14 protein-coding genes and 1 pseudogene are annotated in these 14501 nt (G+C 69.8%); 10 read left to right on the top strand and 5 right to left on the bottom strand.

Annotation, left to right across the window (positions count from 1 at the left end; translation table 11 throughout):
* Positions 1-212 precede the first annotated feature (212 nt).
* The 4 genes from dnaB to CF8_RS21640 all read left to right on the top strand — a co-directional run bounded on the left by dnaB (position 213) and on the right by CF8_RS21640 (position 6726).
* A complete protein-coding gene (gene dnaB / locus CF8_RS18105; protein WP_198016880.1) occupies positions 213-1619 on the top strand; it encodes a replicative DNA helicase in 1407 nt (468 codons plus the stop codon).
* 81 nt (positions 1620-1700) lie between these two features.
* Entirely contained in the window at positions 1701-2105 is a 405-nt protein-coding gene (locus CF8_RS18100; protein WP_010834551.1) for an NUDIX domain-containing protein, read from the top strand.
* A 267-nt stretch (positions 2106-2372) separates the two neighbouring features.
* Complete coding sequence (locus CF8_RS21205) at positions 2373-5981, top strand: M36 family metallopeptidase (RefSeq protein WP_051204263.1); 3609 nt, start codon at positions 2373-2375, stop codon at positions 5979-5981.
* 262 nt (positions 5982-6243) lie between these two features.
* The gene (locus CF8_RS21640; protein WP_232211529.1) at positions 6244-6726 is read left to right on the top strand and encodes a DUF309 domain-containing protein; all 483 of its coding nucleotides are present in this window, start codon (positions 6244-6246) and stop codon (positions 6724-6726) included.
* A gap of 105 nt (positions 6727-6831) precedes the next feature.
* Here the strand turns inward: CF8_RS21640 and CF8_RS18090 are convergent, their stop codons facing one another.
* Entirely contained in the window at positions 6832-7167 is a 336-nt protein-coding gene (locus CF8_RS18090; RefSeq protein ID WP_010834548.1) for an antibiotic biosynthesis monooxygenase family protein, read from the bottom strand.
* A gap of 135 nt (positions 7168-7302) precedes the next feature.
* Between CF8_RS18090 and CF8_RS18085 the strand changes: the two genes are divergently transcribed.
* A complete protein-coding gene (locus CF8_RS18085; RefSeq protein WP_010834547.1) occupies positions 7303-7764 on the top strand; it encodes an SRPBCC family protein in 462 nt (153 codons plus the stop codon).
* A gap of 40 nt (positions 7765-7804) precedes the next feature.
* On the opposite strand, the gene mraY is transcribed toward CF8_RS18085, so the two are convergent.
* Positions 7805-8890, bottom strand: coding sequence for a phospho-N-acetylmuramoyl-pentapeptide-transferase (gene mraY / locus CF8_RS18080; RefSeq protein ID WP_010834546.1), 1086 nt, complete (start codon positions 8888-8890; stop codon positions 7805-7807).
* 130 nt (positions 8891-9020) lie between these two features.
* Between mraY and CF8_RS18075 the strand changes: the two genes are divergently transcribed.
* Positions 9021-9383 (top strand): TraR/DksA family transcriptional regulator, encoded by a 363-nt coding sequence (locus tag CF8_RS18075; RefSeq protein ID WP_036493581.1) that lies wholly within the window; start codon positions 9021-9023, stop codon positions 9381-9383.
* A 5-nt stretch (positions 9384-9388) separates the two neighbouring features.
* On the opposite strand, the gene CF8_RS18070 is transcribed toward CF8_RS18075, so the two are convergent.
* A complete protein-coding gene (locus CF8_RS18070; protein ID WP_010834544.1) occupies positions 9389-9688 on the bottom strand; it encodes a hypothetical protein in 300 nt (99 codons plus the stop codon).
* 172 nt (positions 9689-9860) lie between these two features.
* Here CF8_RS18070 and CF8_RS18065 point away from each other — a divergent pair, with 172 nt between their 5' ends.
* Complete coding sequence (locus CF8_RS18065) at positions 9861-10529, top strand: hypothetical protein (RefSeq protein ID WP_010834543.1); 669 nt, start codon at positions 9861-9863, stop codon at positions 10527-10529.
* Positions 10530-10580: 51 nt separating this feature from the next.
* Positions 10581-12140 carry a peptide chain release factor 3 gene (locus CF8_RS18060; protein WP_010834542.1) on the top strand — a complete coding sequence of 520 codons (1560 nt, stop codon included), beginning with the start codon at positions 10581-10583 and terminating at the stop codon, positions 12138-12140.
* A 5-nt stretch (positions 12141-12145) separates the two neighbouring features.
* Here the strand turns inward: CF8_RS18060 and CF8_RS18055 are convergent, their stop codons facing one another.
* Positions 12146-12619 (bottom strand): GNAT family N-acetyltransferase, encoded by a 474-nt coding sequence (locus tag CF8_RS18055; RefSeq protein WP_010834541.1) that lies wholly within the window; start codon positions 12617-12619, stop codon positions 12146-12148.
* A gap of 52 nt (positions 12620-12671) precedes the next feature.
* Between CF8_RS18055 and CF8_RS18050 the strand changes: the two genes are divergently transcribed.
* On the top strand, positions 12672-13412 hold the full coding sequence (locus CF8_RS18050) for a lipoate--protein ligase family protein (RefSeq protein WP_010834540.1): 741 nt from the start codon (positions 12672-12674) through the stop codon (positions 13410-13412).
* 46 nt (positions 13413-13458) lie between these two features.
* A pseudogene (locus CF8_RS23700) lies at positions 13459-13656 on the top strand (pyridoxamine 5'-phosphate oxidase family protein); the annotation flags it as partial.
* A 392-nt stretch (positions 13657-14048) separates the two neighbouring features.
* Here the strand turns inward: CF8_RS23700 and CF8_RS23305 are convergent.
* On the bottom strand, positions 14049-14501 hold a 453-nt coding region (locus tag CF8_RS23305), incomplete at its 5' end, for a hypothetical protein (protein ID WP_036491392.1).

Below are 14501 nucleotides of genomic sequence, written 5' to 3'. Positions count from 1 at the left end.
AGTTATCAACAAGGCCTGTGGATAACTCCGTTCCGACGACTGGCACACGGCCTCGGCGAGGACGTACGGTCGCGCGAACGCGCAGGGTGCTCGCCGGCGCCGATCGGGGTCTCCGACGATGTCGGTGGCGCTGTCTACGGTCGGTTTCGGGGTCGTGGTGCGAGTGTCGATGGGTGGTCGCCAGGTGGGCGATCGCCAGTGAGGGGACAACGGTGAGCATCACCGAGCAGGGTCGCAGCGACGCCGACTTCGAGTGGGGCGACGGTCCCGCGGCCTTCGAGCCCGGCCAGGCACCGCGCCGCCCGGGCGACCGCACGCCCCCGCAGGACAACGCGGCCGAGCAGAGCGTGCTGGGCGCGATGCTCATCTCCAAGGACGAGATCGCCAACGTCACCGAGACGCTGCGCGGCCCCGACTTCTACCGCCCCGCCCACGAGGTCATCCACGACGCGATCATCGACCTCTACAGCCGAGGCGAGCCTGCTGACCCGGTCACCGTCGCGGCCGAGCTGAGCCGCAAGGGCGAGCTGGAGCGGGTCGGCGGAGCGCCATACCTCCACACGCTCTCGGCCAACGTGCCGATCGCCGCCAATGCGGGCTACTACGCCGAGATCGTCCGCGAGAAGGCGATCCTGCGCCGGCTCGTCGACGCCGGCACCAAGATCGTGCAGATCGGCTACGCCGGTGAGGGCCAGGTCGACGACGTCGTCGACCAGGCGCAGGCGGAGGTCTACAAGATCACCGACCGCCGCGCGACCGAGGACTACGCGCCGCTGAGCGACATCATGAACCCGACGCTCGACGAGATCGAGGCGATCGGCAACCGGGAGGCCGGGCTCTACGGCGTGCCCACGGGCTTCGCCGACCTCGACGAGCTGACCAACGGTCTGCACTCGGGTCAGATGATCATCGTCGCGGCGCGTCCTGCCATGGGAAAGTCGACCCTGGCCCTCGACTTCTGCCGGGCCGCGTCGATCCACAACAACCTGACCAGCGTCTTCTTCAGCCTCGAGATGACGCGCACCGAGATCATGATGCGGCTGCTCTCCGCCGAGGCAAAGGTGCCGCTCAACCACATCCGCAACGGGCAGATGACCGACCAGGACTGGGACCACCTCGCCCGCAAGATGGGCCAGGTCTCCGGGGCGCCGATGTTCATCGACGACTCGCCCAACATGACGATGATGGAGATCCGCGCCAAGGCCCGCCGGCTCAAGCAGCGCCACGACCTCAAGCTGATCGTCATCGACTACATGCAGCTGATGAGCTCGGGCAAGAAGGTCGAGTCGCGCCAGCTCGAGGTCTCGGAGTTCTCCCGGCAGATCAAGCTGCTGGCCAAGGAGCTCGAGCTGCCGATCATCGCGCTCTCCCAGCTCAACCGTGGCCCGGAGCAGCGCTCCGACAAGAAGCCGATGATGAGCGACCTTCGCGAGTCCGGTTCGCTCGAGCAGGACGCCGACATGGTGATCCTGCTGCACCGCGAGGACGTCTACGAGAAGGAGTCGACCCGCCCCGGCGAGGCCGACCTGATCGTGGCCAAGCACCGCAACGGCCCGACCCGCGACATCACCGTCGCCTTCCAGGGGCACTACTCGCGCTTCGTGGACATGGCGCACTGACGGGCTGGGCACTGCCGAGTGGAGCACGCACCCCGGCAGGGGCCCACGCCCGTTGTCGGGGGCCCGTGCTTCGCTAGACGGATGCACAAGGTCGTCGTTGGAGCGCTGATCCGTGAAGGCCGGGTGCTTCTCGTGCACCGGAGGCCGGACAAGCGTGCCTACCCGGACGTCTGGGACCTGCCCGGTGGGGTCATCGAGGCTGACGAGTCAGAGCTTGGCGCGCTGACACGAGAGCTGCACGAGGAGCTCGGCGTACGGATCGCGACCGACTCGACATCCCATCTGTGTCGCGTGACTGCAGGGCCTGCGGAAGAGCCGGCGCTCCTGAGCGCCTGGCTGGTGCGCGACTGGCAGGGAACGCCGGAGAACGTCGCTCCAGAGGAACACGACGACATCGGGTGGTTCGGTCTCGACGAGCTGCCTGCTCCGGCCCACCAACTCGTGCGCGCGGCAGTGGTGGATGCGATGCGGAGCTACCGCGGCTGAGTTCCGAGCTACAAGACCGAGACAGGGCTGCGCGAGTGGCGAGAGACGTCCAGACGCCTGTCCGGTGACAGTGCGCCTCGCTCGGCGGAGTGGTCGAGAACATCGGCGTGACCTGGCTCACACTGGCTCGTTGAGGGCCTGACGCACTCGTTGCGGAGGAGACACCGATGCCACGGGTCGCGTCACGTACGTCGACAACTACCCCCGCGGCCCCACCGGGTCGCCCATCAGCGCCAGCTGTTGCGGCCGGCGCGGAGGAGATCACACGTGCACCACGTCCCTGCGAAGTCACGGCGCCGGAGGGCAACCCTCCTCGGTGCATCCGCGATCGGCCTGGCCTTGCTGGCGAGCGGCCTGCCCGCCTCGGGCCAGTCCGTTGCCCAGCCACAGCTGGAGAACGCGAAGTTCTCCTTCCAGGGGGAGGAGGACAAGGTCTCCAACCTCGACGCCCGCCCCGGGGAGATCGCCCCCCTTGCCTCCCAGCGTGCTGCGGCGCAGACACTCGGCGCCGACACGGCTCGCTGGAACCACTTCGGCACCCCGCACGTGCTGATGAGCACCACCGGCTACCTGTCGGGGCCGAAGGCCGGCGCGGCGGTGGACGTCGCCCGCTCCTTCGTGGATCAGAACCGCGACCTGTTCCGGCTCTCCGCCAGCGGGGTCGCCTCGCTCAAGGTGGTCGGCGACGCGCCACTGCTCGACGCTCCCGACCTCGCGCGCCAGCGCGACGGCCAAGAGATCCGCAATCTCGACGTGGCGCACGTCGTCACCTTCCGGCAGACCTTCGACGACCTCGTCGCCGCCTGGGAGGGTCTGCTGACCGTCGGCGTCCAGCGCGACGGTCGGGTCGCCTGGGTGTCCTCCTCCGTCACCGGCGATGACGCGGTCAGCGGCACGCAGTCGCTCGGTGCGGTCGCGGCCCTGAAGGCCGCCGCTGCCGACGCCGGCATGGAGCTCGGCACGCTGACCGAGACCGGGGTCGAGGGGGTGTGGACGACCTTCTCCAGCTCCGCCTCGCGGGATGTCCAGCGAGCGCGTCTGATGGCGCTGCCGACGCCGACCGACGGCGTGCGCCGGGTGTGGGAGACCACGCTGCTCAAGGCCGACCACAGCGACGACGAGCACGGCGACCCCGCGGCGTACATCAGCTTCGTCGACGCCGAGACGGGCAAGGTGTGGGTGCGCGACAACCGCGTGGACCACCTGGCCAACGGCCTCAAGATGACAGCGGCGGCTGCGCCCACCGCGGCAACCTTCTCCGGGTCGACCGACGACGCGGGCAGCTGCACTCCCGCGGACCAGCGGCACGGCCCCTACGCCGTCGACTCCGGTCAGGGCCAGCTGACCGTCTCGGTCGCCACGACGATGCCCAACGGCCTCGACGACGACGTCAAGATCAACCTCTATCGCAGCGGCCAGGACGCGGCGGTCGCGTCCCAGGACCTGCTGACCAGCCCCGAAGTTCTCACCTACGCCCCGGGCGGCGGCGTGCCTGCGGGCGACTACTTCGTCGAGATCTGCGAGTTCACGCCCGGCGCGGGCTCGATCGGGTACGCCGGGTCGTTCAGCGCCGGCCCGACAGCGAGCGCCGAGGTGCAGATGCCGCGGTGGCGGGTCTTCCCGGCCAACCCGAACTTCGTCGACTCCAACGCTCCCGATGCCGACACCCGGCAGCTGTGGTGCTGGATCTCCGACAGCTCTGCGTGCCAGGAGGAGCAGCAGAACATCGCCTCCCGCGTCCCGTGGGACGTCCTGGCGCCCAGCCTGGCGACGTTCACCACCATGGGCAACAACGCGACGACCTCGATCTCCGAGGTCAGCTTCCTCACGCCCGACACCGTGGTGCAGCGGCCCTACTCGCCCGACCGTCGCTACGACTACCCGTGGAAGAACACCTGGTTCACCTCCAGCTGTGATCCCCGGACCTTCGACCAGGTCGGCGGCAACGACGACGACGCCGCGACCGCCAACCTGTTCGCGATGCACAACCGCATGCACGACTGGAGCTACTACCTCGGCTTCACCGAGCTCAACTCCAACCTGCAGGTGCCCAACTTCGGCAACACCGCCCCTCACCGCGAGAACGACCCCGAGGTCGGGAACGCCCAGGCCGGCCGCCGCACCTTCAACGGTCGGGACAACGCCAACCAGATCACCCTGCAGGACGGCATCGCGCCGATCACCAACCAGTACCTCTGGCAGCCGCTCGCGGGTGCGTTCTACGCCGCCTGCACCGACGGTGCCTACGACATGGCGGTGGTCGCGCACGAGTACGGTCACGCGATCAGCAACCGGATGGTGGCCGGTCCCGACACCGGCACCGGCAGCACGCAGGGCCAGACCGAGTCGTGGTCGGACCTGATCTTCGCCGAGTACTTCCGCGGCTACGGGATCAGCACTGGGGAGGGCGCCAACCCGTTCGCCCTCGCGCCGTACGTCAGCGGCAACAAGCAGCGCGGCATCCGCAACTACGGGATGAATGTCAGCCCGCTGAACTACTCCGACCTCGAGTACGACGGCAACGGCACCACCACGGCGCACGCCGACAGTGAGATCTGGAGCGCGACGAACTACGACCTTGCCGAAGCGCTCAATGCGAAGTACGACGCGCAGTTCCCGTCCTCGGACAAGGCGCTGCAGCTGCGCTGCGCCGAGGGCGTGCTCCCCGCCGACCAGTGCCCGGGCAACCGGCGCTGGGCGCAGATCATGTTCGACGGCCTGCTCCTGAACCCGGCCGGCTCGACCATGCTCGACTCGCGCGACGCGATGCTCGCCGCGGACCGGTTGCGCTTCGACGGTGCCAACCAAGCCGTGCTCTGGCGGGCCTTCGCCAAGCGCGGCATGGGTGAGACTGCCTCCTCGACCAGCGCGAGCGACCGCGAGCCCGTGCCGGGCTGGTCCTCGCCGCTGGCCACCGACGAGGCCACCGTGACGTTCGCGGCTGGTGACACCGGTAGCGGAGTGGCTCAGAAGATGACCGTCTACACCGGCGTCTACGAGGCCCGCATCAGCCCGACGGCCGACAACGACCCGAGCACCGCGACCTCCGACACCGTGCAGTTCGTGCCGGGCACGTACGAGTTCATCGCCCAGGCCCCGGGGTACGGCGCCCAGCGGTTCACCCGCACGTTCGCCCCGGGCGAGACGGTGACCCTGTCGGTGCCCATGCGCCGCAACCTCGCCTCGGCCGCGAACGGTGCGACCGCGACGGGTGACGGCATCAACCTCGGCAGCCTGATCGACGACACCGAGGAGACCAACTGGGCGTCGCTGACGGCCGAGGGGACCGCCAGCCAGGGCAAGGGCGAGGGCCGTCAGGTCGAGGGTCGTCAGGTCACGGTCGAACTCGGCAGCACGCCGGTGGACATCACCGACGTGCAGGTCAGTGCCGCGCTCCGGCCCACCGATGCCAGCGACCCCGACTCCGGTAGCCAGAGCCGCTTCTCGGCCCTGCGCTCGTTCGACATCCTCGTCTGCGACGCCACCGTTGCGGGCAACACCTGCACCACGGACGAGGCGGAGTTCGACATCGTCTACCGCAGTTCCGCCGACGCCTTCCCGGGCGTCCGGCCGCGGCCGGCGGCGCCGGACCTGACCCTGCGCAGCTTCGGGCTCACCGCCGTCCGGGCCACGCACGTCCGGATCCGGGTGCGGGACAACCAGTGCACCGGTGGCCCGGAGTACCAGAACGAGACCAACCCGTCCAACGACCCGGTGTTCAGCAACCCCGACTGCGACAGCACCGCGTCGACGCCGGACCGGGCGGTGCTCGACCCGCCGGAGAACATGGTCCGCATCGCCGAGCTGCAGGTCTTCGGACCGGTGGCCACGACGACGAAGGTCAAGGGCGGCCCCAAGGGGACGCGCCAGCCCTGAGTCACCACACACCACCTGGCCCTGGGTCCTCGGATCCGGGGCCAGGTGCGTGTCCGGCCAGTCGTGCGTACAGGCCTTGGCTACTCGGGTGGCTCGCGACGCAGTCCCGGTGGGGTCCGTATGGTGAGGACAGACGGCGCCTCGGGGGTGTCAAGCGCGCCGATGGAGCACTCGACGTCCCTAGCACGGAGGAGAACGATGTTGACGGAGTCACGGGTGGCCTTCGTGCGCCACCACCGGGAGACAGCGTTGTCAGCCACACATGGCCGCAGCCTCCGCGCCGTCGTGCTTCATGCGGTCGCGAAGCGGGCTTGACGTGCTCGGCGATCGGGATCGGAACGAACACGGGCGTGCCCAGCAGGCTCGACCACGCGACGCTCTCGGGCGCCCCTTGCCCTATGGCGCGGAGGGCGTCGAGCCGATCTCCGAGGAACCTCTTGCGCCCGCGGAGACCTTGGCGTACGCCCGCCGTCTGTTGGACGAAGGACGTCCTTTCGCGGCACACGAGGCACTGGAGGTCCGGTGGAAGTCGTGCCCGGAAGAGGAACGCGAGCTGTGGCAAGGCTTGGCACAGTTGTGCGTGGGGTTGACGCATCATGCGCGCGGCAACAAGGTCGGGGCGTCTCGCCTCGTCGAACGCGCATCGGGTCGTTTGGCGGCCTACGAAGACGCTGCCGGTCCGACCTATGGTCTCGACCTGCGATCGCTCATCGCATGCGCCCGGGTCCGGGTCCTCGACGACTGAGACATCCGACTGCCCCCAGCCCCCTGGGCGGGGGGCTCGCGATTCCGGCCCGCGGGGACCTCACGCTGGTGCCCAACCACCCCGGGCCGGGCCCGGTCGAGCCGGTCAGGCGGGATTCGGGTCCGAACCGCCTGCTACCTCGTAGCTCCACACCTCGCTGTGGGTCGAGACCGGCCGGGGCGCGTCGCCGCCGGCTCGCTCGGCCGCGGAGCGGTGTCCCTCTGCGAAGCCGGGCGAGCTCACCCATGCCTGGAACGACGCCTCGTCGCGCCAGCGGGTGATGACGAGCCACTGCTCGCGCTCATCGGTGGGTCGGAGCAGCTCGAACCCCTCGAAGCCTTCGGCCCCGTCGACCGCGCCGGCGCGTGCCGCGAAGCGGTGGGCCAGCTCGTCGCCGGAGCCCGCGGGGACGGTGATGGCGTTGATCTTGATCGTGGTCACGCCCCCAGCCTGCCACCCCGACCACCAGCTCTGCCCTGGCCAGGTCCACCTGGTTGGTCCGTATGGGTCGGCGCGCGGTGGGTACGGCGAGGTGCAACGACACACACTTCGCCAACGAGAAAGAGGTCACTCATCATGGGCCAGGTCCAGAAGTCGATCGATGTCGACGTACCCGTCAGCACCGCCTACAACCAGTGGACCCAGTTCGAGTCCTTCCCGGAGTTCATGGGTGGGGTCGAGTCGATCACGCAGTCCGACGACACCCACACGCACTGGGTCACCAACATCGCCGGCGTCGAGCGCGAGTTCGATGCCGAGATCACCGAGCAGCACCCCGATGAACGAGTCGCGTGGCGCAGCGTGGGCGGCGAGGTGCAGCACGGCGGCGTGGTCACCTTCCACCGCCTCGACGAGGCCACCACGCGCGTGATGGTCCAGATCGACTGGCAGCCGTCCGGCGCCGCCGAGAAGGTCGCCTCGGCGATCAACGTGGACGACCGCCAGGTCGAGAAGGACCTCGAGAGCTTCAAGCAGCTCATCGAGAGCCGGGGCAACGAGTCCGGTGCCTGGCGCGGCGACGTCGACGCGGGGTCCTGACCGGTCAGGCTCGACGGCTGGGCGCGAGTGCCGGTCGCGCTCAGCCGAGCCAGGCGGCGTAGAAGATCCCGAGCCCGCTCGCCACGCACACGCCGGCGACGATCCAGAAGCGGATCACGACCGTCACCTCGTCCCAGCCCAGGTGCTCGAAGTGGTGGTGGATCGGGGCGATCCGAAAGATGCGCCGCCCGGTGCCGGTGAGGCGCCGGGTGAGCTTGAAGTAGCTCATCTGGAGCAGCACCGACAAGGTCTCGATGACGAACAGCCCGGCGATGACCACCATCAGGAGCTCGGTGCGCGACATGATCGCCAGCCCTGCGAGCGCACCTCCGATGGCGAGCGAGCCGACGTCGCCCATGATGATCTGGGCGGGCTTGGCGTTCCACCACAGGAACCCGATGCAGGCTGCCGCGATGGCCGCGGAGAAGACCGCGAGGTCGAGTGGGTCGCGCACCTGGTAGCACTGGGACTCCACCACGGTGGGGCGGGCGGAGCCGCACAGCTGGTTGTTCTGCCAGATGTTCACCATCGTGTAGGCGCCGAAGATCATCGCCGAGGTGCCGGCGAGCAGTCCGTCGGCGCCGTCCGCGAGGTTGGCCCCGTTGGACGTCCCGGTCACGATGAACCAGATCACCAGCAGGACCACGACCAGGGGCAGCTTGATCCCCCAGTCGTGCGTGGTGGAGATGTAGTGCGAGGCGGGCCGGACACCTCGCTCATCGGCGAAGAACTGGGTGGCCAGGACCCCGAAGGCGAGCGCGACCGCCGTCTGTCCGGCCATCTTGGCGCGGCTGGAGAGCCCCTGGTTGTGCTGGGTGTAGACCTTGATGAAGTCGTCGAGGAACCCCACGACCCCGCAGCCGAGGAACAGCAGCAGGAGCAGCCACGCGCTCGCGCTCGGCAGCCCGCCGGTGACCAGCGTGGACACGAGGTAGGCCGCCGTGGCGCTCACCAGGATCACCAGGCCGCCCATGGTCGGCGTGCCCCGCTTGACGTGGTGCGTGGTCGGGCCGTCGTCCCTGATCGGCTGGCCGAAGCCCTGCTTCGTGAACCACCGGATCGCCCACCGGGTCCCGAGCAGCGAGAAGACCACCGCCAAGCCGCTGCTGAACAGGATTGCCCGCATGCACCTGCACCTCTCTCGCCCGTCCGGTCCTCGCTGCGGGCAGGAGTAGCCCGCGGACATTGTGCGCGATGGGCACGCGATTCTCGTCGAGCTGCGTGTCACCCGCCGCGACAGCGGCCAGACTGCTGACATGAATGGCCCGAGCACGCCGGACGTTCGTCAGCTCCTGGAGGCGGAGCTGGCCCACGTCCGCGCCCGCCTGGCCCTCCTCACCGACGACTTCGACGGGGTGGTCGCGGCCTCGCGCGACACCAATGCCGACGACGAGCACGACCCGGAGGGCGCGACGATCGCCTTCGAGCGGTCACAGCTGAGCGCGCTCGTCCGGCAGGCACAGGGGCAGCTCGCGGAGGTCGAGGCGGCCCTGGCCCGCTGGGACGAGGGAGCGTACGGCGCCTGCGAGACCTGCGGGCAGGCGATCGGTGCCGGGCGGCTCGAGGCCAGGCCGACGGCACGCCTGTGCATCGGCTGCGCCCGCGCAGCCGGAGGGTGAGCCGCTCAGGCGCCGCGCAGCCCGCTGATCAGGAGCCAGTACACGACCACGCCGACGAACGCCGCGAGCAGTCCCCACCACACCCCGGTCAGGGCGCGTCGCCCGGTCGCGGAGCCGGACCGCGCCAGGGCGGGCAGGGCGAGGGTGACCCCGGCGCCGACCGCAGCCATGACGACGAGCTGGACCGCGATGATCCAGTTCTCCGAGCCGGGGTCGTCGAGGAAGGTCGCGGCGAGGGGCAGGCTCAGCATCCCGGCGACGAGGAGCACCAGCACGCCGAGCACGCGCTGCACGGTCGCACTCATGACGCCGACCCTAGCGGCGGATCCGTCGGCTCGAGTAGCAGTCCCTGCCACGTCGCGACCGGCGATTGGAAATGGCGGCGTCGCCCGTCTAGCGTCGCGCCGCCCAGCCGACGTCGCCCGCGACCATGACCCTCGCCGGGTCAGCAGGCACCCAGGCACCGAAAGGAACCGCATGTCCACGATCACCGCCCCGTCCCACGAGAGCACCACGCCGGAGCCGCCCTCAGGCCCGACGGCCGGTGGCACTCCCTCGGTGCACGCCCGCTACGTCGGCGCGATGCTCTACTTCGTGGGCGCCGCGCTCATCGCCGGAGCCGTGGTGCACTACCCGATCGACCCGCCGGTCTACACCGTCATCTGCGCCGTCGGCGCCCTCGTGTTCCTGCTCGGCACCGTGGTCAACGAGTTCGTCTTCGCCGCCGAGCGCCCGACGCTCACGCGCGCGATCTCGCTGGTCGCCTTCTCCTTGCTCCTGTCGTTCGGCGTCGGTCTCCTGGGCGGTGGCATCCAGCACTTCGAGCAGTTCCCGGGGCGCTCGGCAGCGATGACGCCCATCGGCCTGCTCATGTCGTACGCCGCGTTCGTGGCCAAGGACCAGGAAGGCCGCTGGCGCGACCTGGTGAGCCCGTTCGGTGCCGGCCTGCTCGTCGTCGCGGCCCTGACCTGGTTCGGCATGGACGCCCTCGCCTCCACGATGGAGCCGGCCGAGCACGACCACGGCACCTCCGAGACCTCGACCGACCAGGCGCCCGCGGACCAGGCGCCCACCGACCAGGCACCCACCGAGCAGGCGCCCACCGGCGCTGGTGACGGGCATCACGACGAGGGCCACAGCCACTGATCAGTGGCTCCGAAATTCCGCGCGTCGCTGGCGGCGGGGTAACTTCCGGACGTGTCCGACAAGCGCCCCCGCCGTACCTTCGCCGTCATCAGCCACCCTGACGCCGGAAAGTCCACGCTCACCGAAGCGCTGGCGCTGCACGCGCGGGTGATCACCGAGGCCGGTGCCGTGCACGGCAAGGGTGGTCGCCGCGCGACCGTCTCCGACTGGATGGACATGGAGAAGGCGCGCGGGATCTCGATCACGTCGGCCGCGCTCCAGTTCGTCTACCGCGACCACGTCATCAACCTCGTCGACACCCCCGGCCACTCCGACTTCTCCGAGGACACCTACCGCGTGCTCTCGGCCGTCGACTCCGCCGTGATGCTCGTCGACGCGGGCAAGGGGCTCGAGCCGCAGACGCTCAAGCTCTTCAAGGTGTGCGCGCTGCGCGGCATCCCCGTCATCACGGTGATCAACAAGTGGGACCGTCCCGGTCTCGCGGCCCTCGAGCTGATGGACCTCATCGAGCAGCAGATCAAGCTGCGCCCGACGCCTCTCACCTGGCCCGTCGGTGAGGCCGGTGACTTCCGTGGGGTCCTCGACCGCCGTACGGGCGAGTTCGTGAAGTACACCCGCACCGCCGGCGGCGCGACCCGCGCCCCCGAGCTGCGGATGTCGGCCGACGACGTCGAGGCCACGGACGCCGACGTGTGGGCGGCCGCGGTGGAGGAGCACGAGCTGCTCACCCTCGACGACGCCGACCACGACCAGGAGCGCTTCCTGGCCGGCGTCACGACGCCGGTCATGTTCGCCAGTGCGTTGCAGAACTTCGGCGTCGCGCAGCTGCTCGACCTGCTGCTCGACCTCGCCCCGGCGCCCGGCACCATCGCCGGCGTCGACGGCACGCAGCGGCGTACGGACGACGACTTCAGCGCCTTCGTCTTCAAGGTGCAGTCGGGCATGAACGCCGCGCACCGTGACCGACTGGCCTATGCGCGCATCGTGTCCGGCGACTTCGAGCGCGGCATGGTCGTCACCCACGCGGCGACCGGGAAGCCGTTCGCGACGAAGTATGCCCAGGCCGTCTTCGGCCGCGAGGTCACCTCGATCGAGCACGCCTATCCCGGCGACATCGTCGGCTTCGTCAACGCCCAGGCGCTGCGCGTCGGCGACACCGTCTACACCGGCGAGCCGATCGAGTTCCCGCCCGTGCCGACCTTCGCGCCCGAGCACTTCATGACCGCGACCGCGGCCGACATCGGGCGCTACAAGCAGTTCCGCCGCGGCATCGAGCAGCTCGACCAGGAGGGCGTGGTCCAGGTGCTGCGCTCCGACCTGCGCGGCGACCAGAGCCCGGTGCTCGCGGCCGTCGGACCGATGCAGTTCGAGGTCGTGCAGGAGCGGATGTCCAACGAGTTCAACTCGCCGATCCGGCTGTCCTCGCTGGACTACAAGGTCGCGCGCCGCACCGACGCCGAGGGCGCGCTCGCGCTGCGCGGTGGCCGTGGCGTCGAGGTGCTGCAGCGCTCCGACGGCACCTACCTGGCGATCTTCACCGACCAGTGGCGGGCCGGCGCGACGGCCCGCGACAACCCGGACGTGATGCTGGAGCCGCTGGCTGCCGGCTGACCCGGTCAGACCTCGGTCTGGCCGATGTAGCAGAGCATCCGGTAGTCCGCGCCGGCCTCGATGTTTACGAACCCGTGCCGCTCGTAGAACCGCCGGGTGTCCTCGTCGACCTCGTCGACGTTGATGTGCATCTCCGGTGCGCCGAGCTCGCCGATGATCCGCCGGGCCTCGGCGATCAGCCGCGTCCCGATGCCCCAGTTGCGCAGGGACGGCACGACGTAGAGCTCCTCGAGCTGGGCGACCGGGCCGTCGAACCAGATCGCCGGGCGCAGCGTGATCAGCGCGAACCCCTTGGCGTCGCCGACGACAAGCGCGACCACGTTGTCGTATCCGAGGATCCGGCCGAACCGCTCGGTCAGGACCTCGGCGCTGTCGGTCGGCGAGTCGAACTCCGTGTTGAACTCCCACAGCAGCCTGCCGAGCGCCGCTGCGTCGGCCGGCGTTGCGCGGCGTACGGCGAATGCGTCTGCGTCAGTCAAGAGATCTCCCGATGGGCGGCTGCGAGGTGAAGCACTGCAAGGATGCTCGACCATGCAGGTCTACGTCGATCCGGCACCCGGTGGCGAGGCGACCAATCTCGCGCTCGGCCACTTGTTGGCGCGCCGAGCCGAGCGGGAGGACTCGTTCGAGGCGCTGCACGTCTATCGACCGTCGGGTCGCTCCGTCGTCTTCGGTCGACGCGAGACCCGGGCGCCGGGCTTCGGTGCCGCGGTCCGGGCGGCCACTGCCGCGGGCTTCGAGCCGTTGGTCCGGGCCACCGGCGGTCGCGCCGTGGCCTACACCGAGCAGACCGTCGTCGTGCACCACGTGCGGCACGACGAGGAGCCGATCGGCGGGCACGACGCCCGCTTCGTCGAGATCGGGCATCGGCTGGTGGACGTGATGCGCACCCTCGGCGTGGAGGCAAGGCTCGGGGCGGTGCCGGGTGAGTACTGCCCCGGAGCACACAGCGTCAATGCCCGCGGAGAGACCAAGCTCATCGGCACCGCGCAGCGCGTCCTGCGCCAGGCGTGGCTGTTCGCGTCCCTCGTGGTGGTGGGTGACGAAGAGGAGCTCCGGCCGGTTCTGACCGAGGTCTACGGCCACCTCGGCCAAGACTTCGACGCGGCGTCGGTCGGCTCGCTGTCGGCGGAGAATCCCGCGCTCGAACCGGGAGCGGTCGCACGGGCGCTGCTCACGGCCTTCGCGGGTGCAACGCCGACCCTGCCTATCAGCGCGCTCGGCGAGCTTCTCGACGACGCTGATCAACTGGCCGGCGACCACCGCGTGTAGAGCGACCCACCTGGGCAACGGCTCGATCCCCCGGTAGGACTGGGGTCTGGAACAGACACTCGTCGAGCACGCCCGATCGCTGCTTGAGGGCAACGCCTACCTGACCCTCGGCACCGTCGGCGCCGACGGCCGCCCCTGGACCACGCCCGTCTACTTCGCCGCCGACGGGCTCACGGACTTCTACCGGATGTCCAGCACCGGAAGCCTGCACTCGACGCATCTCGCCGACAACCCGGCGCTCAGCATCGTCGTCTTCGACAGCACCGTCCCGCGGTGCCACGGTCGTGCGCTGTACGCCGCTGAGGCGCCGATCTCCGGCGCGCGCTTGAGGTCTACCCCGGCCCGACCACCCGCGTCGGCAGCTCCGTCACCGCCGACGACGCTATCGACCCCTCGCCTTGGCGCTTCTACCGGGCCCGAGCGACGGACGTATGGGTCCTGTGCCCCGCGATCCCCGGCAACCCTGTCCGCTGCACGGTCGCGCCGAGGACCACCGTGCTCGCGTGCATCTGGACCCGGGGGACTGAGGCTCGTCCCTCGTGTTGAGGAACGAGCGGCCTCCGCCCGAGGCCGGCCTCCGCGCACGGGGATACTCGGGAGGCCCCCCAGGCACGGAAAGCCTCGATTCCGGTGGCGTCACCCGGGCGGACGGCCCTCCGACGGCTGTTGTTCGATGAGACCAACGACATGGTCCACGAGGACCGCAGCGGGCGCCGTTGCGTCGAGCTCCACCGCGCCGAAACGTTCGCTCGACAGTTGGAGGGCACACTGCCGCAACGTCACCGCCGCCAGCGGATCGGCCGTCGCCAGCAGGCCGTCACCCTTGGTCCGCTGGTGGATCCGGGACAGCGCAACCTCGGTTGGGATTCGCAAGAACACGAGCAGGTCGGGCGATGGAAGACGGTCGACAAGCTTCATGAGGCCAACATCGGAGGCGAAGCCCCTTTCCTCCAATCGTGCCGCGAGGGCGCATTGGTAACCGGTGACGAAGGCGTGGCTGACCGCCGTGTCACGGTATTGAACCAGAGAAGCTGCCTGTGCTACGGCGTCGAGCAGCACTGAATCGCCCCGGGTCTGATGGAGGCTCTC

The sequence above is a fragment of the Nocardioides sp. CF8 genome (assembly GCF_000389985.1).
Classification (GTDB): Bacteria; Actinomycetota; Actinomycetes; order Propionibacteriales; family Nocardioidaceae; genus Nocardioides; species Nocardioides allogilvus.
Note: the sequence above shows the minus strand (reverse complement) of the source record. Positions and strands in the feature narration are given on the sequence as shown.

Excerpts from the sequence above, each read along its gene's own strand:
- CF8_RS18085 (WP_010834547.1), top strand. The coding sequence starts at position 7,303 with ATGGGCCAGGTCCAGAAGTCGATCGATGTCGACGTACCCGTCAGCACC.
- CF8_RS18070 (WP_010834544.1), bottom strand. The coding sequence starts at position 9,688 with ATGAGTGCGACCGTGCAGCGCGTGCTCGGCGTGCTGGTGCTCCTCGTC.
- CF8_RS18050 (WP_010834540.1), top strand. The coding sequence starts at position 12,672 with ATGCAGGTCTACGTCGATCCGGCACCCGGTGGCGAGGCGACCAATCTC.
- CF8_RS18065 (WP_010834543.1), top strand. The coding sequence starts at position 9,861 with ATGTCCACGATCACCGCCCCGTCCCACGAGAGCACCACGCCGGAGCCG.
- CF8_RS18075 (WP_036493581.1), top strand. The coding sequence starts at position 9,021 with ATGAATGGCCCGAGCACGCCGGACGTTCGTCAGCTCCTGGAGGCGGAG.
- CF8_RS21640 (WP_232211529.1), top strand. The coding sequence starts at position 6,244 with ATGGCCGCAGCCTCCGCGCCGTCGTGCTTCATGCGGTCGCGAAGCGGG.
- mraY (WP_010834546.1), bottom strand. The coding sequence starts at position 8,890 with ATGCGGGCAATCCTGTTCAGCAGCGGCTTGGCGGTGGTCTTCTCGCTG.
- CF8_RS18100 (WP_010834551.1), top strand. The coding sequence starts at position 1,701 with ATGCACAAGGTCGTCGTTGGAGCGCTGATCCGTGAAGGCCGGGTGCTT.